This window comes from Ignavibacteriales bacterium (genome assembly GCA_026390795.1).
GTDB lineage: Bacteria > Bacteroidota > Ignavibacteria > Ignavibacteriales > Melioribacteraceae > Fen-1258.
On record JAPLFG010000003.1, the window covers coordinates 1,901,596 to 1,920,815 of the forward strand.

13 protein-coding genes are annotated in these 19,220 nt (G+C 36.7%); 2 read left to right on the forward strand and 11 right to left on the reverse strand.

What is annotated here, in order from left to right:
- Positions 1-8: 8 nt before the first annotated feature.
- The 11 genes from NTX65_11960 to NTX65_12010 form a co-directional block, all read right to left on the reverse strand.
- On the reverse strand, positions 9-965 hold the full coding sequence (locus NTX65_11960; protein MCX6170051.1) for a CPBP family intramembrane metalloprotease: 957 nt from the start codon (positions 963-965) through the stop codon (positions 9-11).
- 170 nt (positions 966-1,135) lie between these two features.
- Entirely contained in the window at positions 1,136-2,002 is an 867-nt protein-coding gene (locus tag NTX65_11965) for a DUF3108 domain-containing protein (protein MCX6170052.1), read from the reverse strand.
- A complete protein-coding gene (locus tag NTX65_11970) occupies positions 1,999-3,039 on the reverse strand; it encodes a glycosyltransferase family 9 protein (protein MCX6170053.1) in 1,041 nt (346 codons plus the stop codon). Before NTX65_11970 ends, NTX65_11965 begins: the two co-directional genes overlap by 4 nt.
- Positions 3,036-3,641, reverse strand: a complete 606-nt coding sequence (locus NTX65_11975; GenBank protein ID MCX6170054.1) for a DNA-3-methyladenine glycosylase — start codon at positions 3,639-3,641, stop codon at positions 3,036-3,038. The genes NTX65_11970 and NTX65_11975 overlap by 4 nt, the downstream gene beginning before the upstream one ends.
- A 192-nt stretch (positions 3,642-3,833) precedes the next feature.
- Positions 3,834-4,502, reverse strand: coding sequence for a hypothetical protein (locus NTX65_11980; GenBank protein MCX6170055.1), 669 nt, complete (start codon positions 4,500-4,502; stop codon positions 3,834-3,836).
- On the reverse strand, positions 4,499-5,974 hold the full coding sequence (locus NTX65_11985) for a glycosyltransferase (GenBank protein ID MCX6170056.1): 1,476 nt from the start codon (positions 5,972-5,974) through the stop codon (positions 4,499-4,501). Before NTX65_11985 ends, NTX65_11980 begins: the two co-directional genes overlap by 4 nt.
- A gap of 18 nt (positions 5,975-5,992) precedes the next feature.
- Positions 5,993-6,544, reverse strand: a complete 552-nt coding sequence (locus NTX65_11990; protein MCX6170057.1) for an LptE family protein — start codon at positions 6,542-6,544, stop codon at positions 5,993-5,995.
- Complete coding sequence (locus NTX65_11995) at positions 6,531-7,637, reverse strand: sigma-54 dependent transcriptional regulator (GenBank protein MCX6170058.1); 1,107 nt, start codon at positions 7,635-7,637, stop codon at positions 6,531-6,533. The genes NTX65_11990 and NTX65_11995 overlap by 14 nt, the downstream gene beginning before the upstream one ends.
- Before the next feature lie 73 nt (positions 7,638-7,710).
- The gene (locus tag NTX65_12000; protein ID MCX6170059.1) at positions 7,711-8,421 is read right to left on the reverse strand and encodes an SPOR domain-containing protein; all 711 of its coding nucleotides are present in this window, start codon (positions 8,419-8,421) and stop codon (positions 7,711-7,713) included.
- Positions 8,422-8,432: 11 nt separating this feature from the next.
- Positions 8,433-9,788 carry a tRNA (N6-isopentenyl adenosine(37)-C2)-methylthiotransferase MiaB gene (miaB, locus tag NTX65_12005; protein ID MCX6170060.1) on the reverse strand — a complete coding sequence of 452 codons (1,356 nt, stop codon included), beginning with the start codon at positions 9,786-9,788 and terminating at the stop codon, positions 8,433-8,435.
- A gap of 337 nt (positions 9,789-10,125) precedes the next feature.
- The gene (locus NTX65_12010) at positions 10,126-10,524 is read right to left on the reverse strand and encodes a four helix bundle protein (protein MCX6170061.1); all 399 of its coding nucleotides are present in this window, start codon (positions 10,522-10,524) and stop codon (positions 10,126-10,128) included.
- Between the two features lie 525 nt (positions 10,525-11,049).
- On the opposite strand from NTX65_12010, the gene rpiA reads away from it, so the two are divergent.
- Both rpiA and NTX65_12020 read left to right on the forward strand, forming a co-directional pair.
- The gene (gene rpiA / locus NTX65_12015) at positions 11,050-11,883 is read left to right on the forward strand and encodes a ribose 5-phosphate isomerase A (GenBank protein MCX6170062.1); all 834 of its coding nucleotides are present in this window, start codon (positions 11,050-11,052) and stop codon (positions 11,881-11,883) included.
- A gap of 1,070 nt (positions 11,884-12,953) precedes the next feature.
- A complete protein-coding gene (locus tag NTX65_12020; GenBank protein ID MCX6170063.1) occupies positions 12,954-19,142 on the forward strand; it encodes a T9SS type A sorting domain-containing protein in 6,189 nt (2,062 codons plus the stop codon).
- The last annotated feature ends 78 nt before the right edge of the window (positions 19,143-19,220 follow it).

A 19,220-nucleotide genomic window follows, 5' to 3' on the forward strand; every position in this document is an offset into this window, starting at 1 on the left:
AATACCTCCTATTTATTGGAGACTATTCTATTATAGTTAGTCTTAATAAAAATAATATAAGCAAAGAAAAGAGTGGCAAACATTGCAAAGCTGATAAGTTGCGGTATAATATATTGGGTTTTTGTCACAGTAGTTTTTATTAATTCCTCGTTCCCCAGAAAAAGAAATGCAAGAACGGCTACAAGATTATTAAAGAAATGCAACGCCATAGGGACAAAAATAGAATTGCTCATGTACGCGGCAAAGCCAAAATAAGCACCGAGTGCTATAAGAGTAACTAATCCGTACGGATTAAAGTGATATAATCCAAAAAAGACTGCCGTGATTAAAATACTCCAAAACGGTTTCAGCTTTTGTTCAAAACTTTTTTGAACAAATCCCCGGAACAATGTTTCTTCGCAAAGTGCAGGAATAACCGCTACAACGAATATGATGAATGATGATTCATACACCGAATGAGATGTTAGTAAAGTGCTATAAGTACTTTCAACAAGTTTATCGAGCTTATCAAGCATATCCATTATGTTTTTGACGAACGGGCTAACTGCCGCCAGTTTTTCCAATGCATAAGTTTGCAATGATAGAAAATTCTGAAGAAGCGGAGTCAGAAGAATCAAACCAACTGTAAATACTCCAACTTCCTTAAAGGAAGGAAATTTTACGCGAAGAATTAATGAAATGTTCTCTTTATAAATATACTTTGCAAGCAAAAGAGTAGGAAATAACATTAAGAGTATTTGTCCGCCCATTGTAAGCAAGCGTGCCATATTCACGTCGGCTTTTTCAAAATTGAAACCGAAAACTGCAATAGTTAAAATTGCGCCGCCGAATTGATAAAGAAGGAAGATTCCAATAAGCGCAATAAATGCCGCTGTAATTGGAGGAATTGTTGAAAATGGTTTTACAATTTCAACTTTCGGCTCTTCTTCTTTTGGTTCATGTTGATCTTTAAATTCTTCATTCATAGTATTTACAAATTATAAAAAAGGTGAGTGAGTTGCTAATTAAAGAGAAAGTGAAGATGGTTGATGATTCATGGAAGATGGTTGATGGATTATGGTTGACGGAAGATGGAAAATGGATGAATTGAGAAAAATTATAAATCCATAAGCCGTGATCCATTTCTCCCAAGAAATTATTTCCTCTTCGATTTAAGTTCACCGGCAAGACCGGAATAACTGCTTAGTTCGGCATCAATCGATCCAACTAGTACTTTCGTTTTTACTTTTACAGGAATTCTTAATACATCGTCGGTGAGCCAGATAACAATACTTCCTTCGTTTTTAAAGAGTCCGCCTTCCCGAACAAGAGGTTCCAAAATAATGCAGTCAAACTTTCCAGCCAAAACAGAAACCGTTTCCTTTCCTTTATAAAGAATTTCAAGAGGATAAGTTCTGTCCTTATAAAAATTTTCAAGATGAAATTTATCGCCCTCTTTCAACTTCGAATAATCAAAAGTGCGGGCGAGATATAATGCAGAAACAATATCGTTTACATATTTCGGAATATCGTAAGAGCCTTCGGAAGTTTTAGCTTTATTTTTTCGCTGATCGAAGAACGCGGAAAAATCGCGCGAGTATCCGCCTTCTCTAATATGCTGTTCGAAACGCCACGGGAATATTCCTTGAACATCAATGAATGTTTCGTAATGATCGCGTACTTTGTAAAAGGAATCGAATGTTGAAACAGAGCTAACGTTAAATGTTACATTGTAAACATCCCGTCCCGCGATCTTTACAATTCTTGGAATTGAATATTCGGCATAACCAGCTGTAATAAAACCATAATTGACTTCAAATGTAAGTAACTCGCCAACCTTGAATGCTTTGTTCTCAATTTTTCGGAATTCACTTTTTTGTGAATATAAGTTCCCGGAAGAGACGAGTAAGATCAAGAAAAAGATTAGGGAATTCCTCAAAACCGAGTCATGATTCTTACTCTTGATCCTGCTCATAATCATGATCTTCTCGTTAAAATTTATAACCCAAACTCCAAACTTCATTTTTTCTCCAATGAAACTTTAGCGAGAATTTCTTTTGCCGCACTAACAACATCTTCTACTATTATACTATCCATACAATTTAGATTCTCACACTGTTTACGCGTGCAATTATTGCAATCAATATTTGGTGAAAATATTTTTTTCTTAGTCGTATATGGTCCCCAGCGTTTAGATGACGCCGCAATGAATTTTGGATAAAAACCAATAATATATTTGCCTAATGCGGCGGCAATATGAATCGGTCCGGTTGAGTTTGCAATCAATAGATCCGCTTGATCAATCAATGCCGTCAGTTCGCCAAGATTAAAAATGCCCGCCAAATTTTTTGTAGAGTTATTAACAACAAGAGATTGGCAAAGTTCTTTTTCGGGACCGCTTCCTGTGATGAATATCTCAACTTCTTCCTTTGATAAAGATTTTACAAGTGATTTCATTTTCTCTACCGGAAGATCAACTGCGCTCTTGCCGCTTCCGGGATGAACAATAACGATTCTCTTCGAAAAATCAATTCCGATAGACGCTAAATGATTTTTTATCTTTGCAGTGTCTTTCTTAGAAGAAGAGATTCCAAAGGAAACATTCTCTTCATTTACGGATTCATCAATACCAAGCTGTTGAAGCAATCTAACATTGTACTCAAGTTCATGCCTCTCGCCAAACTTGCGATGTTCGTAAATTTTCCTGTTGAAGAAAAACGAATACCATCTGTAACCGGTTCCAATTCTTTCTTTTATATTGGAAAGAAAAAGGATCAGTGCTATTGAATACGTTGGATTAGCAACGACACTCACATCAAATCTATTTTTGAGCTGGGAAACATTTTTTGAGATGGAAGGTTTTCCATTTACCTCGATTAATGTAATAACGTCATCGATGTAAGGATTATTTTCTGCCAGCGGTTTTGTATACTGGCGAAGCAGAAATGTAACTTTGCATTCCGGAAAATATTTTTTAATAATTGACGCCATTGGGAGAGAAAGAACAACATCCCCAATACGGTCGGTCCGAACAATTAAAATGTTTTTTGGTGACTTCATTTTTTCGATACGAACAGATTGTCCTTTATATAATAGCGCCAGGGCAAATCTACAGATTTTTTAATACCGATTCTTGTAGTAGCCGCAATTTTGGAAAAATTTAGTTTAGGCGAATTGCGAATAAAAATCTCACTGCCGGTTAAATCTGTTCCGTTTTGTGCACGTTCAATTTTAAAAGCTTTGCATAATTTTGCCGGACCGTTTGTGAGATTTACAAATTCTTTTTGCGTAATCTCTTTCTTGTTAAAACGGTTCTTTGTCATCAGATCAATTCCGTCAACCGGCTCAAGAGCGCGGATTAAAACAGCTTTACTTTCATTTTCTTTTCCGGCTACGACGTTTGCACAGAAGTGCATTCCGTAAGTAAAATAAACATATAGCAGTCCCCCATTCTTAAACATAACTTCATTCCGTTTTGTCTTTCCGCCGAATGAATGTGATGCTTCATCAATAGAACCGTCGTACGCCTCAACCTCAACAATTTTACCGGAAATTATTTTTCCCCGAAACTTTCGCACCAATAACTTTCCAAGTAATTCCTTTGCGACAATGTGAACATCGCGCGTGTAAAATTTTTTAGAGAGTTTTTGCTTTATGTACATTGTTTAAAGTAGAGACGACCCGGTGAGTCGTCTCAGATTTAATTTTAAATCAAAGTTATACTGAAATATAACTTAACATGTTGTGTGAATTAAGAAATGTTTTTCAATAAACTGTTAAAACAGTTTGAAAAATCATGTGCAACAATAAAACCGTTTTAACGGTTTACATTCTAATTCATACAACGAGTTAATTTAGTACAGCTTCAAAGAATTTATGTCTGATATCTTTTGAAGATAGATTCCGGCTTTTTCCGGTTTCTGTCGCAGCAATTCGGCGTAGATTGAAAGCGCTTCGGTATAATTTTTTTGTGATAAAAATATTTCTGCCATCGTATCGGAGACAATTTTCTTAATAGGGGCCGCAGGTGAATTAATTTCTGCCGCCGGTTCATCAATTCCCTTAGGAATTATTTTTGCTTTACTCAACTGTTCTGCAAGAAGATCAAGGTTGTCCTCAATATTCTCGTCATTGTTTTCGACTGCCGATTCTTCTTCTTCGCTCGAAATAAATGTAGGTCTCATTGCTTCGCTTAAAGAATTTCTCTCGGAAATTATTTCCAAAATTTTATTCTCATAATACTTTAATGTTTCCGGTGAGCCGAGAATCTCACCACCGATTGCGGCAGAACTTTTTGCTTCGTCTTCAAGCCCGGCATATGCATTTGCAATAGCAAGCATAAAATAAGCGGTTGGATATGACGGATGATTTGTAATTCCGTTCTCAAGTAATTTAACGGCATCATTTACATTACCAAGTTCAATTTCAGAAGCGGCGACACGCGCAAAGAGCGGCGAACTATCATTGAATTCGAAAATCAACTTAACTTTTTCTGTAGCTATATCTCTTTCTGTTCCGTTCACTCTGGCAAAAGCTCTTTTTTAGTGAATGATTGTTTTAACGACATTATTGAAACAGTAGCAAATCCGAAAAAGAACATCAGCTGAAATGGAAGAGCGGCTATTTCCATAAAATAGATAGCTGCGCCAACGCCTATTAAACAATAAGCGGCAAGAAGAAGCTCAACATATGTTGACGATTGCACTTTTGTCTTTGCTAAATATTTATCCTTTACTACCGTATGTTCCGATTTTTTTTCTGTTTTGAATTTCGGAGTACGTACAAATTCGCTTTTCCTGTTCATCAATCCTTCAATTACTGCGCGTGTATTGTTTAGTGCAAATCCCATGCTCCCCGCCATGAACAATGGAAACAATGTAATCTTCTTTCTCCAATCCGCATGAACATCTTTTTGAGCGAAGAGATAAAATAAAAATGTGCTGATGAACGCAACTACAAAAATTGCCATGAAGTTGAAGAAGTTCCAGTAAGGTCCGGAGTTCTTAATAAAGATTAGTGGCACATTTAAAATTCCCGCCATTAACGTAAAAGGGAAGACAAGGTTATTTGTCAAATTGAATGTTGCTTGTAATTTAACCCGAAGAGGAATTTTTCCTTTCCAAACCATCGGAAGCAATTTCATTCCGGTTTCAATTGCGCCTTTGGTCCATCTAAACTGTTGAGCTTTTAACGCATTCATTTCCGTAGGAAGTTCTGCCGGTGTTGTAAAGTCGCGGAGATAAATAAACTTCCATCCTCTAAGCTGAGCGCGGTAGCTTAGATCCAAATCTTCCGTTAAAGTATCTGCATGCCAGTTGCCGGCATCTTCAATACATTCTTTCAGCCAAATTCCCCCGGTGCCGTTAAATTGAATGAAGAATCCGGATTTATTACGGACTGTCTGTTCAATTACAAAATGTCCATCGAGAGCGAGCGCTTGAATTTTTGTAAGAATTGAAAAATCTTCGTTTAAATGTTCCCAGCGGGTTTGAACCAGACCGATTTTATCATTTGTAAAATATTTTAATGTTTTATGAAGGAAATTTTTCTTTGGAATAAAATCCGCGTCAAAAATTGCTACATATTTTCCTTTTGCGGTTTTTAATCCTTCCTTAAGTGCGCCGGCTTTGAAACCAGAACGGTTAGTTCGGCGAACATGCTGAATATCAAATCCTTCATCCTGCTTTTCCTTTACTATCTTTGCAACTATGTCTACTGTTTCGTCATTCGAATCATCCAGCACTTGAATTTCCAATTTGTCTTTCGGGTAATCTATTTCACAAATAGCATTTATCAATCTTTCAGCCACATACATTTCGTTGAACATCGGAAGCTGAATTGTAACCAGATCGTTTTCGTGGGATTCTTTTGGCTGCGGATTGTTTTTCCTGTACTTGTGATGATAATAAATCATGATAAAACCATGACTTCCAAAAACCAAAATGATTGACAAAGAAAATATGTATGTAAAAAGAACTATTTCATCAAATATCATTTAAGCGCCTTAAATTAGTTACCAATTTGAAACTACACCCAACAAAATATCTTCTGCGATTTTATCAATTGCTGTTTGGATTGCTACATTGCGGACAGATGTTATATCGCCACTCACAATATAATCCCCATAGTTGGAAAAATTTTTGTCGAAAATTTGTTGTTTTTTTACCAGGTCTTTATAAACTGCGTGTACCGTAATTGTAATTCTTCTTGATGTAACCCTTTCCCCGCCAGATACAATATTCGGAGCGTCACTCAATGCTATGATTGTTCCGTCTAAAAATGAATCGGAGTTCAGTTTGTCGCTTACAAGCAATGTATTATCATCAATAAATTTTTGAATAAGCTGAGTTGTTAATTTTCTGTTCAAATCAAATTCACCGGATCCGCTTTTGTCGCTGAATACCGGGATAGAAATTGATTTCAAATGAGAAGGAACAGAGGATCCCGTAAATGAATAACTGCACGATTGTAAAATTATAATCCCACTAATAAGTGATATGAATACTAAAAAAAGTCTCAGGCACTTACGCACTCTTTTACTCAGGCACTCTTTATTCAATTCCATAATCCTTCAATTTTCTATAAAGCGTCCGTTCGCTTATTCCCAGCATCTGCGCGGCTCTTCTTCTGTTATATTTTGTAAAATTAATCGCATTTAAAATTGCATGCTTCTCAACTTCCTCTAACGGAATAACTTCATTTACGTTTTGACTGATTGCTGAATTGTTTATATCACTTTGATTTTTATCAGCGATCTGCTTTAAATCATTTAAATCTTTTTTGATCTCAATCAGCGCCCTGTAAATCATTTCCCGGTCAAGTGATTCGGCTGAGCGGTTTAGATGAACTGGAAGATTCCTAAGTTCATCATCAATTCTTTTCTCAGTCAGAAGTGGAATGAAAGAATCAACATCTAGCGTGCCTGTCCGGTTTAATGCAATTGAAGTCTCAATTACATTTTTAAGTTCGCGAATGTTACCGGGCCAATTATAATTGATAAGAAGCGTCTCCGCTTCCTGTGTAATCTGCGGTGGAGTTCTTCTATTATTAGTAGAATAATTTTTTATGAAATGAGAAGTCAATTCTAATATATCTCCACGTCTCTCGCGTAATGGAGGAATATTCAAAGTCACTGCTTTTAGTCTGAAATACAAATCATTGCGGAATTTTTTTGAATCAACTTCTCTCTGCAAATTTTTATTTGAAGCTGCAATAATCCGCACATCAACTTTTGTTACCGTTTCACTGCCAAGCCGCATGAACTCTTGAGTTTCCAATACCCGGAGAAGTTTTACTTGAGTAGTGAGCGGCATCTCTGCAATCTCATCAAGAAAAAGTGTACCGCCGTCTGCAATTTCAAAATATCCTTTGCGATCTTCGGTGGATCCGGTGAACGAACCTTTTTTATGACCGAACAACTCGCTTTCTAAAATTCCTTCCGGGATAGCTCCGCAGTTTACACTAACCAATTCCTTGTTTGCCCGACGGCTGTATCCATGTATTGCCTGCGCGAAAACTTCTTTCCCAACTCCACTTTCACCGGCGATTAATACGGAGATATCTGATTGCGCCACTTGCATGGTGATATCTACCAGATCGCGTATCTCGTGGCTCTTACCGATTATTCCGAATTTTTTCTGAAACTCTTCTATCTTCATTCAATAATATAGTTAGAAAATTTTTGCCCTTTAAAATAGCGGTTTTTATATCAATATAATGGAGAAATTGGAATTAATGGTTTATAGGAACAACTCTTCCTTTTAAATTAAATTTACTTTCGAGAAAATTTAAGACCGGTTTTGTTTCCTCTTCATTGGCAAATCTGCCTACGTTTACTACATTTAGAATACTACCTCCAACTTCCTTCGAAGTGATTTCGGTAAAGTAATTTTCTTTCTTTAATTGATCGCTTAACTTTTGAGCATTTTCAACATTTAAAAAAGCGCCAGCTTGAATTGTAAAGTTATACTCTTTTGTATCAACTTTTTTTTGCTGTACCACAAGCTGAGGTGCATTTTCCGGAATTGTACTTGGCTCTTCAATGTCGGGTATTTTCCTATCGGCTGTTTTGATGTATGATGATTCCGGGAAATCTTTTTTTAATCTATCAAGATAGGATTCTGCTTTTTTATAATAGCCCAGAGAATAGTAATAAGAAAAAATTCGGTAGAGAGAGGCGTCCGCGTATTTACTATCGGGGTATTTTTCAAGAATGACAGAATATTTCCGAAGTGCTTCATCGCCATCTTTAGTTAGTACTGCATCAAGATAGATTACTGACGGATCGTTAACACTTTTCGATTTGAGTTCCAGTAAAATCTTTGAAGCATTTTGAATGTTTCCGCTTTTGATTTGCTGAAGAGCTGGAGCTATATCAACTTCTTGTCCGAACATCGGAAGTACGATTAGAAAGAATAAAATGGCTAAAAATTTAGATCTCATTATCAAGGTTATTACCCAATAATACGTTTTAAATCTCTCTCTTTTGTATGATTTATTATTTCAACAACCTCGCCAAAGAGAGTTCCCGAAGTTGCGCGATTGATTTTTACTTTAATATAATCACCTACAAATATTTCTTCACTGCGAGGAAAAACAACAATTTTATTTGTATCTGTTCTTCCGGCAAAAAAATCATCCGATTTTTTACTGTTCCCTTCAACAAGAATAATTTCTTCGGTATCAATTTGCGATTGATTGATCTCGAAAGAAATTTGGTGTTGCAGATCAATAATATCATTCAGCCGTTTTGCTTTGAGCTCTTCAACAATATCATCCTTCATCTCAAATGCTTTTGTCCCTTCACGAGGAGAATATTTAAACATGTAAGCGCCATCGTAGCGTACTTTTCTCATAACATCAAGCGTCATCAAATGATCTTCTTCGGTTTCTGTAGGAAAGCCGGAAATAATATCGGTAGAAAAACTTACACCCGGAATAATTGTTCTTGCGCGCTCCATCAAATTAAGATAGTGTTCGATTGTGTATGTTCTATTCATTAACTCAAGAATTCGATTTGAGCCGGATTGAACCGGAAGGTGTATGTAGTTGCAAATATTAGGATGTTCGGCAATGGTGTAGAGAAGCTTATCAGATAAATCATGCGGATGAGAGGTGGTAAAACGGACGCGTATTGAACGATCAACAACAGCAGCAGCGGCAAGGAGGTCGGCGAAATCATTTCCATTATCTCTGTATGAATTTACATTTTGACCAAGAAGAGTTACTTCCTTAAATCCTCTTTCGGAAAGTTGTTTTATCTCATCTATGATTGAATTTAATGCACGGCTTCTTTCCCGTCCTCGTGTGAATGGAACCACGCAGAAAGTGCAGAACTTATCACATCCGCGCATGACGGAAATCCATGCGTTCAGTCCATCTTCGCGGTAGGGAATGATATCGTCATAAGTTTCTGTGCGCGAAAGTTTAACACCGATTCCTTTTTCACCTGCAAATGCCGAATCAATAAATTCCGGTAAACGCCGGTATTCGTCCGGACCAACAACAAGATCGACAATTTTCTTCTCTTCAATTAGATTTTTACGGAGACGCTCCGCCATGCATCCAAGAATTCCGATAACAGTTCCGTTCCTCCTTCTTTTAATTCCGCGCAGATGTTCAAGCCGTGCATAAATTTTCTGCTCGGCATTATCCCTAATGCTGCATGTGTTAAGGAGGATTACATTTGCATCAACAATCTCTTTGGCTAATTCGTAACCTTGATTTTTCAAAATGCCCATTACCAATTCAGTATCGGCAAAGTTCATTTGACAGCCGTAAGTTTCAATATATATTTTGTTCTTGCTCATTTTCTAACCTTTATTCTTTTTCATAATCATGCTCATGAACTTATTCTGGCACTTGCTTTCTTAAAAGATGATTAAGATTATGATCACGAATATGATCATGATTATTCCCTTCATGATCTTGCTCTTAATCTTGCTCATGATCTATTTTGCAATTGTTTACTTTTTCATGCTCATGATCTTGTTCATCTTCATGATTTTGATTTCTTATAAGACGATTAAGATTATGATCACGATTACGATTATGACAGTTTCTTTCATAACCATGCTCATGATCTTGCATTCTTAAAAGCTGAATAAGATTATTACCATGATTACGATCAAGATTTTAGTAATATTATTACTCGTAATTTCCTTGAGTTTCATATACTCTATCAGAATTACTTTTTATTAATCCCATTAACATATTAATAACATCTTTTAAAATAACTTTACCCTCTTCTCTATCTTTATAATCAATTAGATTCCTCGCAAATAGAACATCCAGGCAACCCGCACATTCCATAGCTGAACCTCGGGAAATATCAAAATATCTGCATCTGTCTTTTGGTAGAAATTTTCCATTTCCCTCGGATATATTCAATACTATTGATTCAGATGCTCTTTCTAGTTGATCTTTGGTTGAACTCCTGATCTCGATTTTTTTTAACAGCGAATCGGTCCATTTTACAAATTCGATAGCTCTTTGATATACACGTAATTTTTCATGATCGAAAAAGTATTTTTCAGTCTCTTCCATTTTTCAACCTCACACATATTCTTTCTTATGATTTTACTCTTTTTCATGATCTTGCTCTTAATCTTAATCATGATATTTCTTAGAAGCCGATTAAGATTATGATCATGATTACGATCATGACTATTCGTCTCATGATCATGTTCTTGATCTTAATCTTTTTTTAACATCCCTATAAATCATCCTCAGTTATTCATGAATAAAAGGTAAAGTACCACATTAATTATAATCAACGCTAAGGTGAAAAATATAACCGTAATCCATATCCGTTTTCTTTTATTATGCTTTTTAATATCAATTTCGTACATACATTTTAGCTCTTTCTTAACAATATAAAACAGGAATAGAAAACTTTATTACCGAAAGGGGATGAAAAATTATGAAGAATGAAACTGATATACAATATTATATGAAGAGTATAAGGATTATGATCATGCTCTTGATCTATATAATTGCCTACTCATTGTGAAAATCTGAATTCCATTAGTTTGTAAGTGATATGAAGCTTAATTAATTTGGAAACAATAATTGAGTAAAAATGTTATTATGATTAACCAGCTCAAAAAACTTGCCGCTGAAAAAGCTGTTGAAGAAATCTCATCCGGAATGATTGTCGGACTCGGTTCCGGCAGTACATTTCAATTCGCTCTTGAAAAAATTTCGGAGAAGATAAAAAATGGAGAGTTAAAAAATATCGAGTGCATTCCAAGTTCTGTTAGAACGGAAACTGAGGCAAAGAGGCTCGGAATACCGTTAATCAGTTTTGGAGAATTGATTAAGAAACGTGAAAATGAAGAAGTGAAAAGTGAAACGGAAGATGAAAAACCACAGACGAAATTAGATCAAACAAAATCACCAGCACCCCGTTTCCCGTCTTCCGTTTCCCGTCTTCCGTTTATAGACATCACTATTGACGGCGCCGATGAAGTGGATGAAGAACTCAATCTTATTAAAGGTGGCGGAGGTGCTCTTCTTCGAGAAAAAATTTTAGCTCAGGCAAGTAAAAGGTTGGTCATAGTTGTTGATGAGTCAAAACTTTCAAAACATCTTGGTACAAAATGGGCGGTGCCGGTTGAAGTAATTCAATTTGCTGCAGATGTAGAACAAAAATTTTTAGAAGCACTCGGTGCTGAAGTTGTAAGAAGAAAAAATGCTGAGGGAAAAGATTATATAACAGACGAAAATAATTTTATACTTGATGCAAACTTCGGTTCGATAAAAAATGTAAATGAACTTTCATCCTTATTAAATCAGCGTGCGGGAATTGTTGAGCACGGTTTATTTGTTGGAATGACAAGCGAAGTTATATGCGCAATGAATGACGGGACTGTAAGCGTGAAGCAATCAGCTATTAGCCTTTAGCTATTAGCTTTTAGTTGTCGGTTGTCAGATTTCAGTTATCGGTTGTGGATTGTTAGTTGCTAGCTGGAGATTCTAAAGTATTGGTAACCTGAACAGAAAAAAAACTCATAAAGCAATTGAGAGCAGTAAACCTGAACGCCTCTCTTGATTCGTTCCAAGAAAATTACTTTTGAAACTCAAGCAATGTCGTTTGATCATTTAATAAAATACATTTCTATCAAATTGAATAATCTGAGCAAATCATAATCGATCAGCGTAATCCGTGTTCTATTAAGCACTATGAATTGCACGGCGACTATGATCAAGATTATGATTAAACACTCTATAAACTCTATCCGAAATTCTCAATTGGCAATTATCAATTCTCAATTGCTTTTTCTGGCATGATGATTGAATATATGGGCTGTCGGAAAAAAGGTAAACAGAAATAAAAAAAATATTTCATTAATAAAGTGTTTTTATTCGCTTAAAAAGCGGAAAACATCTTGTTTAATTCTTTGGAGATTATAACTTAGTGCGAATAATTCTACAGAACTGCGAATATTTTACGTATCAAACCCCCATCAGCCGTCAGCTATCAGCTGTCAGTTATCAGCTCATTTACGAAAAGCTAAACACTAAGTCTTTATTGATCGAAGGCAACTCACATTTCACTAATTATGATTCTGTTAATTGTTTTAAAAAAAGTTGACAAGATTAAGATGAATAACTATCTTTTAAATAGTGACAATGAAAATTTCCTAACACACAAGGAAATTTCTCTTTTTTCAACAAAAAACTTTCTTAAACAAAGTAAAGGATTTTTTTGTTTGAAGCTTGCTTTTTTTTACTCTAACAATTATCTTAAAGTAAATTTTTACAATAATTATATTAAACGTATAAAAACATTGAACTTAACTTTCAAAAATCTTTATTTTAATTCTAAAACTAATTCATCTATTATTCTAAATGATAAGGAGGAACTACATGCAAACACGCCTACCGACCTAGGGGGCAATTTAAATTTTATATTTTTGTGTGTATGTAACATTTTTTTATTTTTTATTTATTTAACTAACTAGGAGATTCAAATGAATCTGAAGAATCTATTAAAATTTAGCACGATCGTTTTTCTTTTTACGATCATGCTAAGTTCGCTCTCCTACGGTCAAAAGTATCTGAACTCGACCGATGGTGATGACACATATACGGGAGCGAATCCTACAAACAATCCTTTGGGTACTGGTCCAGTAAGAACCATCGAAGGTGCGTATTCGGCTTTTGCAAGTGGTACTACTGTGTATATGGCTGCTGGGCAGTACAATTATGCAGGCGTTGGTGCTATTAGCGATGCTAATGGTTACAATTTTAATCCTGGTCCTCTCAGCAAGAGTATGACATTTGTAGTCCAAACATACCTTGGTAATAATACAGTGACCTTAAACGGAAATGGAACTTTTACTCTAGACGCAGGCAGTACTGGAGTCATTGCATTTCAACCTACGACTGCTGGTGTTCAAAATGTAGTTTTGAACCCTACCGTCGGACAAACGATGAACCTTGTAAGCGGTACTCTTGATGTAAGTGCTATGGGTGCCGGCGGTTTTACAATCGGTGTTAACTATACAACTATTAACGTAACTGCAGGGACTATAGTAGGAACTCCGACATTTACTAAAGCAAACAGAACATTGAATTATATTAATGCTGTTTCTCTTACAGCTGGCGGTGAAGTTCCTACAGAACTTGGAACTTTAAATCTTTCCGCAACAGCTACAAGTAAAACAGTCACTTTCAACAACCCAATTAATTTTGGTTATGTTGGCGGTGGAATTTTCCGAACAACTAATACAAGCGGAACATTTAGAGGGTTAGTTACTCTTTATGATCAAGACGGTGAAACAGATTTAGGGACTAAACAATTCACAGCAACAATTGTAAATGCCGGTACTGGTACATTTACTTTCTCAGGCGGAGTTGCTGTTAGATCAACATTAGCTGCTAACGGTACTGTAATTGACAATCAATCAACAGGTGCTATTGTTATTTCTGGACCCGTTACTTATACTCAATTTGATGCAGCTGCAGCCGGTTATGGTGTTGCATCAGCTAATAGTGCCCATACATCTTTATTTTTAAATTCAGGTGGAACAACAGGAACACTATCTCTTACCGGTGGTGTAAGCCAAGTAAATACAGGTGATACTTTTGATACTGGCGCTGGTACTTCAGATTACACAACTGGATCAGGGGGTGGCTTCACTCCAATACTTAATGTGCAGAATGGCAGCACGGGTACAATGAACTTAGGTGGTACAAGTGTAGTTACAACAATCAGTGGTGGATTAACTACTGCAGCAGCTGCAGGTACCGTTAACGTAAAAGGTCCCGTTACAATTGCTGGTGCATTAATAAACAACGCTGGCCATACTATCGCTCTTGCTGCAAATACTTTAACTTTAACACTTTCTGGTGCTGCAGTTCATACAAATGAAGGCAATATCACAAGTTCCGCAATCGGTAGCGGTCTTTTAGTATTCAACGTTTCTGGAGCAACAACTCTCCGAGAAACTGCTGGTACTGGAAATATTCCGAATCTTCAAAAAGACGGTGCTGGATTGTTAACCCTTAAAGGAGTGACTGTTAATGGTAATATCACATCTAATAAAGGTGGAATTACATTATCACCTTGGACAGGAACAGATGTTACTGTTACAGGTCTATTAACAATAAACACACCTGCAACAGGAACAAATGTTGTTACTTCAGCTCCTGGTACAACTTTTTATGCTGGTGTTAATATGTCCGGTGGTCAACTTACTCTACCGGCTTCATCAACTACACGCGTAACCAAAGATTATACACAAAACGGTGGTATTCTTTTATACACTGCCGACGCTTCTTTAGATATTAAAGCTAATTTTATTAGAAATGCAGGTACTGTTACCCCAGCTTCTGGATTGTTAAGATTCAGCGGTGGAATTGCTCAAACCTTCTCTGGCGGTACAAACCTTCAAGTATATAACTTTTCAACTTCTGTTACGAATACCAATGTTACATTTATAAACGGTTCGCTTGAAGTATTGAACACAGTTACAATTATTTCAAATACTACCGTTAATGTAGGAACATATAACATTAGAATGCTTGGTAATGGTACTGCTTTCCCAACATTCGGAAATCAAGGCAGCTTACTTTCTTCAGGTGGCGGTGGCGTTATATTCTTAGGCCCAACCTCTGGTCAACTTTCTATTTCTGGTAATGGTACAAACACAAATATCGAAGTTAGATTAACAAATCCAGCAAATTTTGTTGATGTTACTAACACAACAAACGGGCAAGTTAATTTCTCCGGTATTTTAACATTGAGTTCTGGTACAATTAGAATCAATGCTGGAAATAGTTTTAATCCATCAAATTTAATAACCACACCTACAATCCGTAGAAATATGGGTAATACATTAGGTGGAGCTCCTGATGGTCAACCGATAAACTTGAATACTGGTTTATTTAATATTACAAATACTTTATACAATCTAGAATATTTCAGTACTGGTACTGTTGGTGCAACATATAATGTAGGTCCAGAATTTGTAATTGGTGCTACACCTTATGTTATTAATCTCACAATTTCAGCAACCACAGGTGCAGTTAATTTCCCAGCAGCTGGTTTATATCAGTTTACAGGAAACTTAACTGTTGCTAATAGTGCAACTGCTACTTTAGCCGGCGTTAGCGGAACAGATGATTTAGTATCAACTGGTTCTAGTGCTGTACATTCAGTTAAAGGAACAATTAATGGTACTGCTCAATTTCTTTTAACTGGAGATGGTACTCTTACTGGCGGATTAGCTACAGCAGCCCCAGCAGATGCTTCTGCAATAACCACTATGACCATTAATACTGCAACTACTTCAGCTACTTATACTATTACTAACTTAAAAGCAATTACTACATTAAATGTTGTTGCTGGAATTGTTAATCTTGGCATGGGAACTTGGAGTTCTGGAACATTAGGTACAGTTGCAAACTTCAACTTAACAGGTGGTTCTGTAGATCTAACAGCAGATGCAAATGTTTCTACATCATTTGCAATGGCAACCGGAGCTACATTTGATTTTAACAATCAAAACCTCTATGTAACTGGCGGTACTTTTGGTACAGTTGCAGGTGGTACATTCTTAGCTACCGGCGCAACAACAAAAGGTTGGCTCATGTTCAAAGCATCAGCCGGACTTAACACTGGTACAGTATTAGTTCCAAAGATTCAGATTCAAAATGGTTCAACCGTTACCTTAGGTGGTAATAGTGGTGTTTCTGATACTTTCCAAGATTATGATGCAACACCAACAGCTGGTGTATTTGCGATGGGTGCTAATACATTCACACTTGGTGGCGGAACTTGGAATACTATGGGCGGTACATATAGCGGTACCGGTACTACAATAGTTACTGGAGCTACAAATATTAATTTAGGTGCTTCTTTAATTGTTCCTAACTTCCAATTAAAGAATACAACAAATACAGCTACATTAGTAAATAACACCGGTATTTCAACTCCTCCAAGCTTAACAACCGGTTCATTTACTTCTACTAGCGGTACATTAGCACTTGGTGCTCAGGATGTTATTATTAACGGTACAGCTGGATTCACTTTTGTTGCTGGTACTTTTACAGCTACAACTTCAAATACAATTACCGCAACAGACAATGCTAACGGCGAATTTGTATTTGATAACGTAGCAGCTCAAGCATTAAGCACAACAGCAACCGGTTTAGTATTCCCGAACGTTCGCGTTAATAATACCGGTAGTTTAACTTTAGCTGGATCTCCAAATAATAACATATTTACAGTTGCTAACAGACTTGTTCTTGCTAATACCGGCGATGTAACAGCTGCTACGACTAAATTGGTTATTGGTGATGGAGCATTGATAAAGAGAATGAATAATGCTGGAATTCTTAGTGCACTTCCAACATTTGCTGGCGTTGTAGATGTTCAATACACTGCTACTGCAGCAATTACTCCTGCATTAGAAATGCCCGGAACAGCAACAACCCCATTGTCAGTTAGAAACTTATATGTTAATAACACAGCAGCAATCCCTGTAAATGCTTCTAAGCCTGTTACAGTTACTGGAACTTTATACCTATATACCGGTGACTATGATTTCGAAGCAACTGCAGGTACAATCTATGGTATCACAATGGGTGCTGCTTCAACAGTAAACGTACGTGACGGAAATCTTCTAAATTCCGGAAGCACTACTGTCACAGGTTTAGCTGGCGGTCCAGTTACATTGACATACTCAAACACAGCTTACAGATTAATCACTTCACGTGAATATCCTGCAACAGCTGCTTTTGTAAGTGTTCTAAATGTAAATAGCAATACCGGTGCTACGACTGTTGGACTCAAACTACATGCAGATCGTTCATGCGGAGATTTCGTTCTTGCATCAGGTAACTCAACAACACCAATTAATGATGTTAGATTCGATCTAAATGGTAAAACATTAAGTGTAACAAACGCTACAAGCGCTACACTTACAAGAGGTATTTTGTCAAGTGAAACTAATCCAACAGCACCTGCTACAAGCAACGTTGCTGGCACATTAACTGTAACTGGTACACTTACTTCTGCTGCAGCTGCATCAATTATTAACGTTAACGTTACTGCTGCAACAATGACCTTGGCTGGTCCATTCACACAAGCATTATACGGCACAGCTACTACTACGTCATATACATCAGCAACAGCTACAAATGCTAGTTCAGTAGCTGGATTTAAAGGTAACATAACAAGCGCTGATAATTTAACTCTCAACGGTGCTTATACCGGTGGAACAATTACAGCATCGAAAGATGTTACAATGGCAACAGGTAGTTCAATGAATGCGCTTACAAACTTAGTATTTACAGGCACTGCAAATGCTACGTTTACTATTCCATCTGCTGGAGCTACAGTTGGTGCATTGACATTTAGCAAAACAAACAATACAAATACAGTTACATTAGCAGGCGGTAATTTAGCATCAACTGCTAATACAACATTTGTAAACGGCTTGTTTGTAACTGGAGCTAATACATTTAATATGGTTGTTCCTGCATTTGGCGGTGGACAAGGATTTACAAGAACTGGTGTTACTGGAACAAATATCAGTCACGTTGTTGGAAATGTTGCTAAGACATTGTTCAATGCAGGAGGTCCTGGTTTAGCTGGTTCATCTGAACCAAGACAGGTATTCCCAGTTGGTACAATGACAAAATATAGAATGGCGGCAGTTACTTTCAATCCAGCATTTGGATTACCTACTACACCAAATACTACAATTACAGTAAATGCAGTTGATGGTAACCCAGGTGGCGCAGTAGGTTTACCGATAAAAGATGGTGTTGCAACTGGTATTGATGTTGCAAGATATCCAAACTTCTATTGGACAGTTTCTACTTCACCTAGTGATATTGGTCCAAGTACTCCATTTGATTTAGAATTAAGTGCTCAGGACTTTACAACATTTGATGCTATTGGTAACGTTAGGCTAATCCGTAGACATGGTGCGGTAGCTGATGTATCAAATTCATGGTTGCTCCAGGGTGTTAATACTTCATATGATAACTCAATGAATGCCACTACACCTACTATCATTCAGAGAGGCGCTAATGCTGGATTAAGAGCTGGTGGCGCAGTATTTACATTTGGAATGAGTTCGAATCTGTCAGTTAAGAACGCAATTGCAAAACAGTGGTTAGTAATTCCACAAGGTGCTAAGCTTGTCTCTTTAGCTAATGTATTCCAAGGCAATATTGGCACGTTGTCATTCACAGCCCAATCATCAAACATAGCAGTTGCTACAGCTGAAATAGTTGGATCATCAGTTAAACTGACCCCACTTACAATCGGCGAAGCAGTTATTACTGTTACGGCAGTAGATGCAGCTAACAATGACTTCTTTGCATATAGCTTCTCAGTTGATTCACGTAATACAGACGTTGCAACGACAGAGGAAATTCCAACTGAGTTCGCGCTCATGCAGAACTTCCCGAATCCGTTCAACCCAACAACAAACATTAAGTTCGCATTACCAAAAGAAAGCAATGTAACATTGAAGATATACAATATCCTCGGTGAAGAAGTTGCTAACTTAGTTAACAAAGTAATGCCTGCTGGATATCATACCGTTAATTTTGATGCTACAAAATTAGCAAGTGGTATGTATATCTACAGAATTGAAGCTGGTAGCTTTGTTCAAGTTAAGAAGATGTTATTAATGAAGTAATCTTCTGAATTGAATATTCAGCTTTTAGAAATCCCGCTTCGGCGGGATTTCTTTTTTAAATCAATCAATTTATTAAAA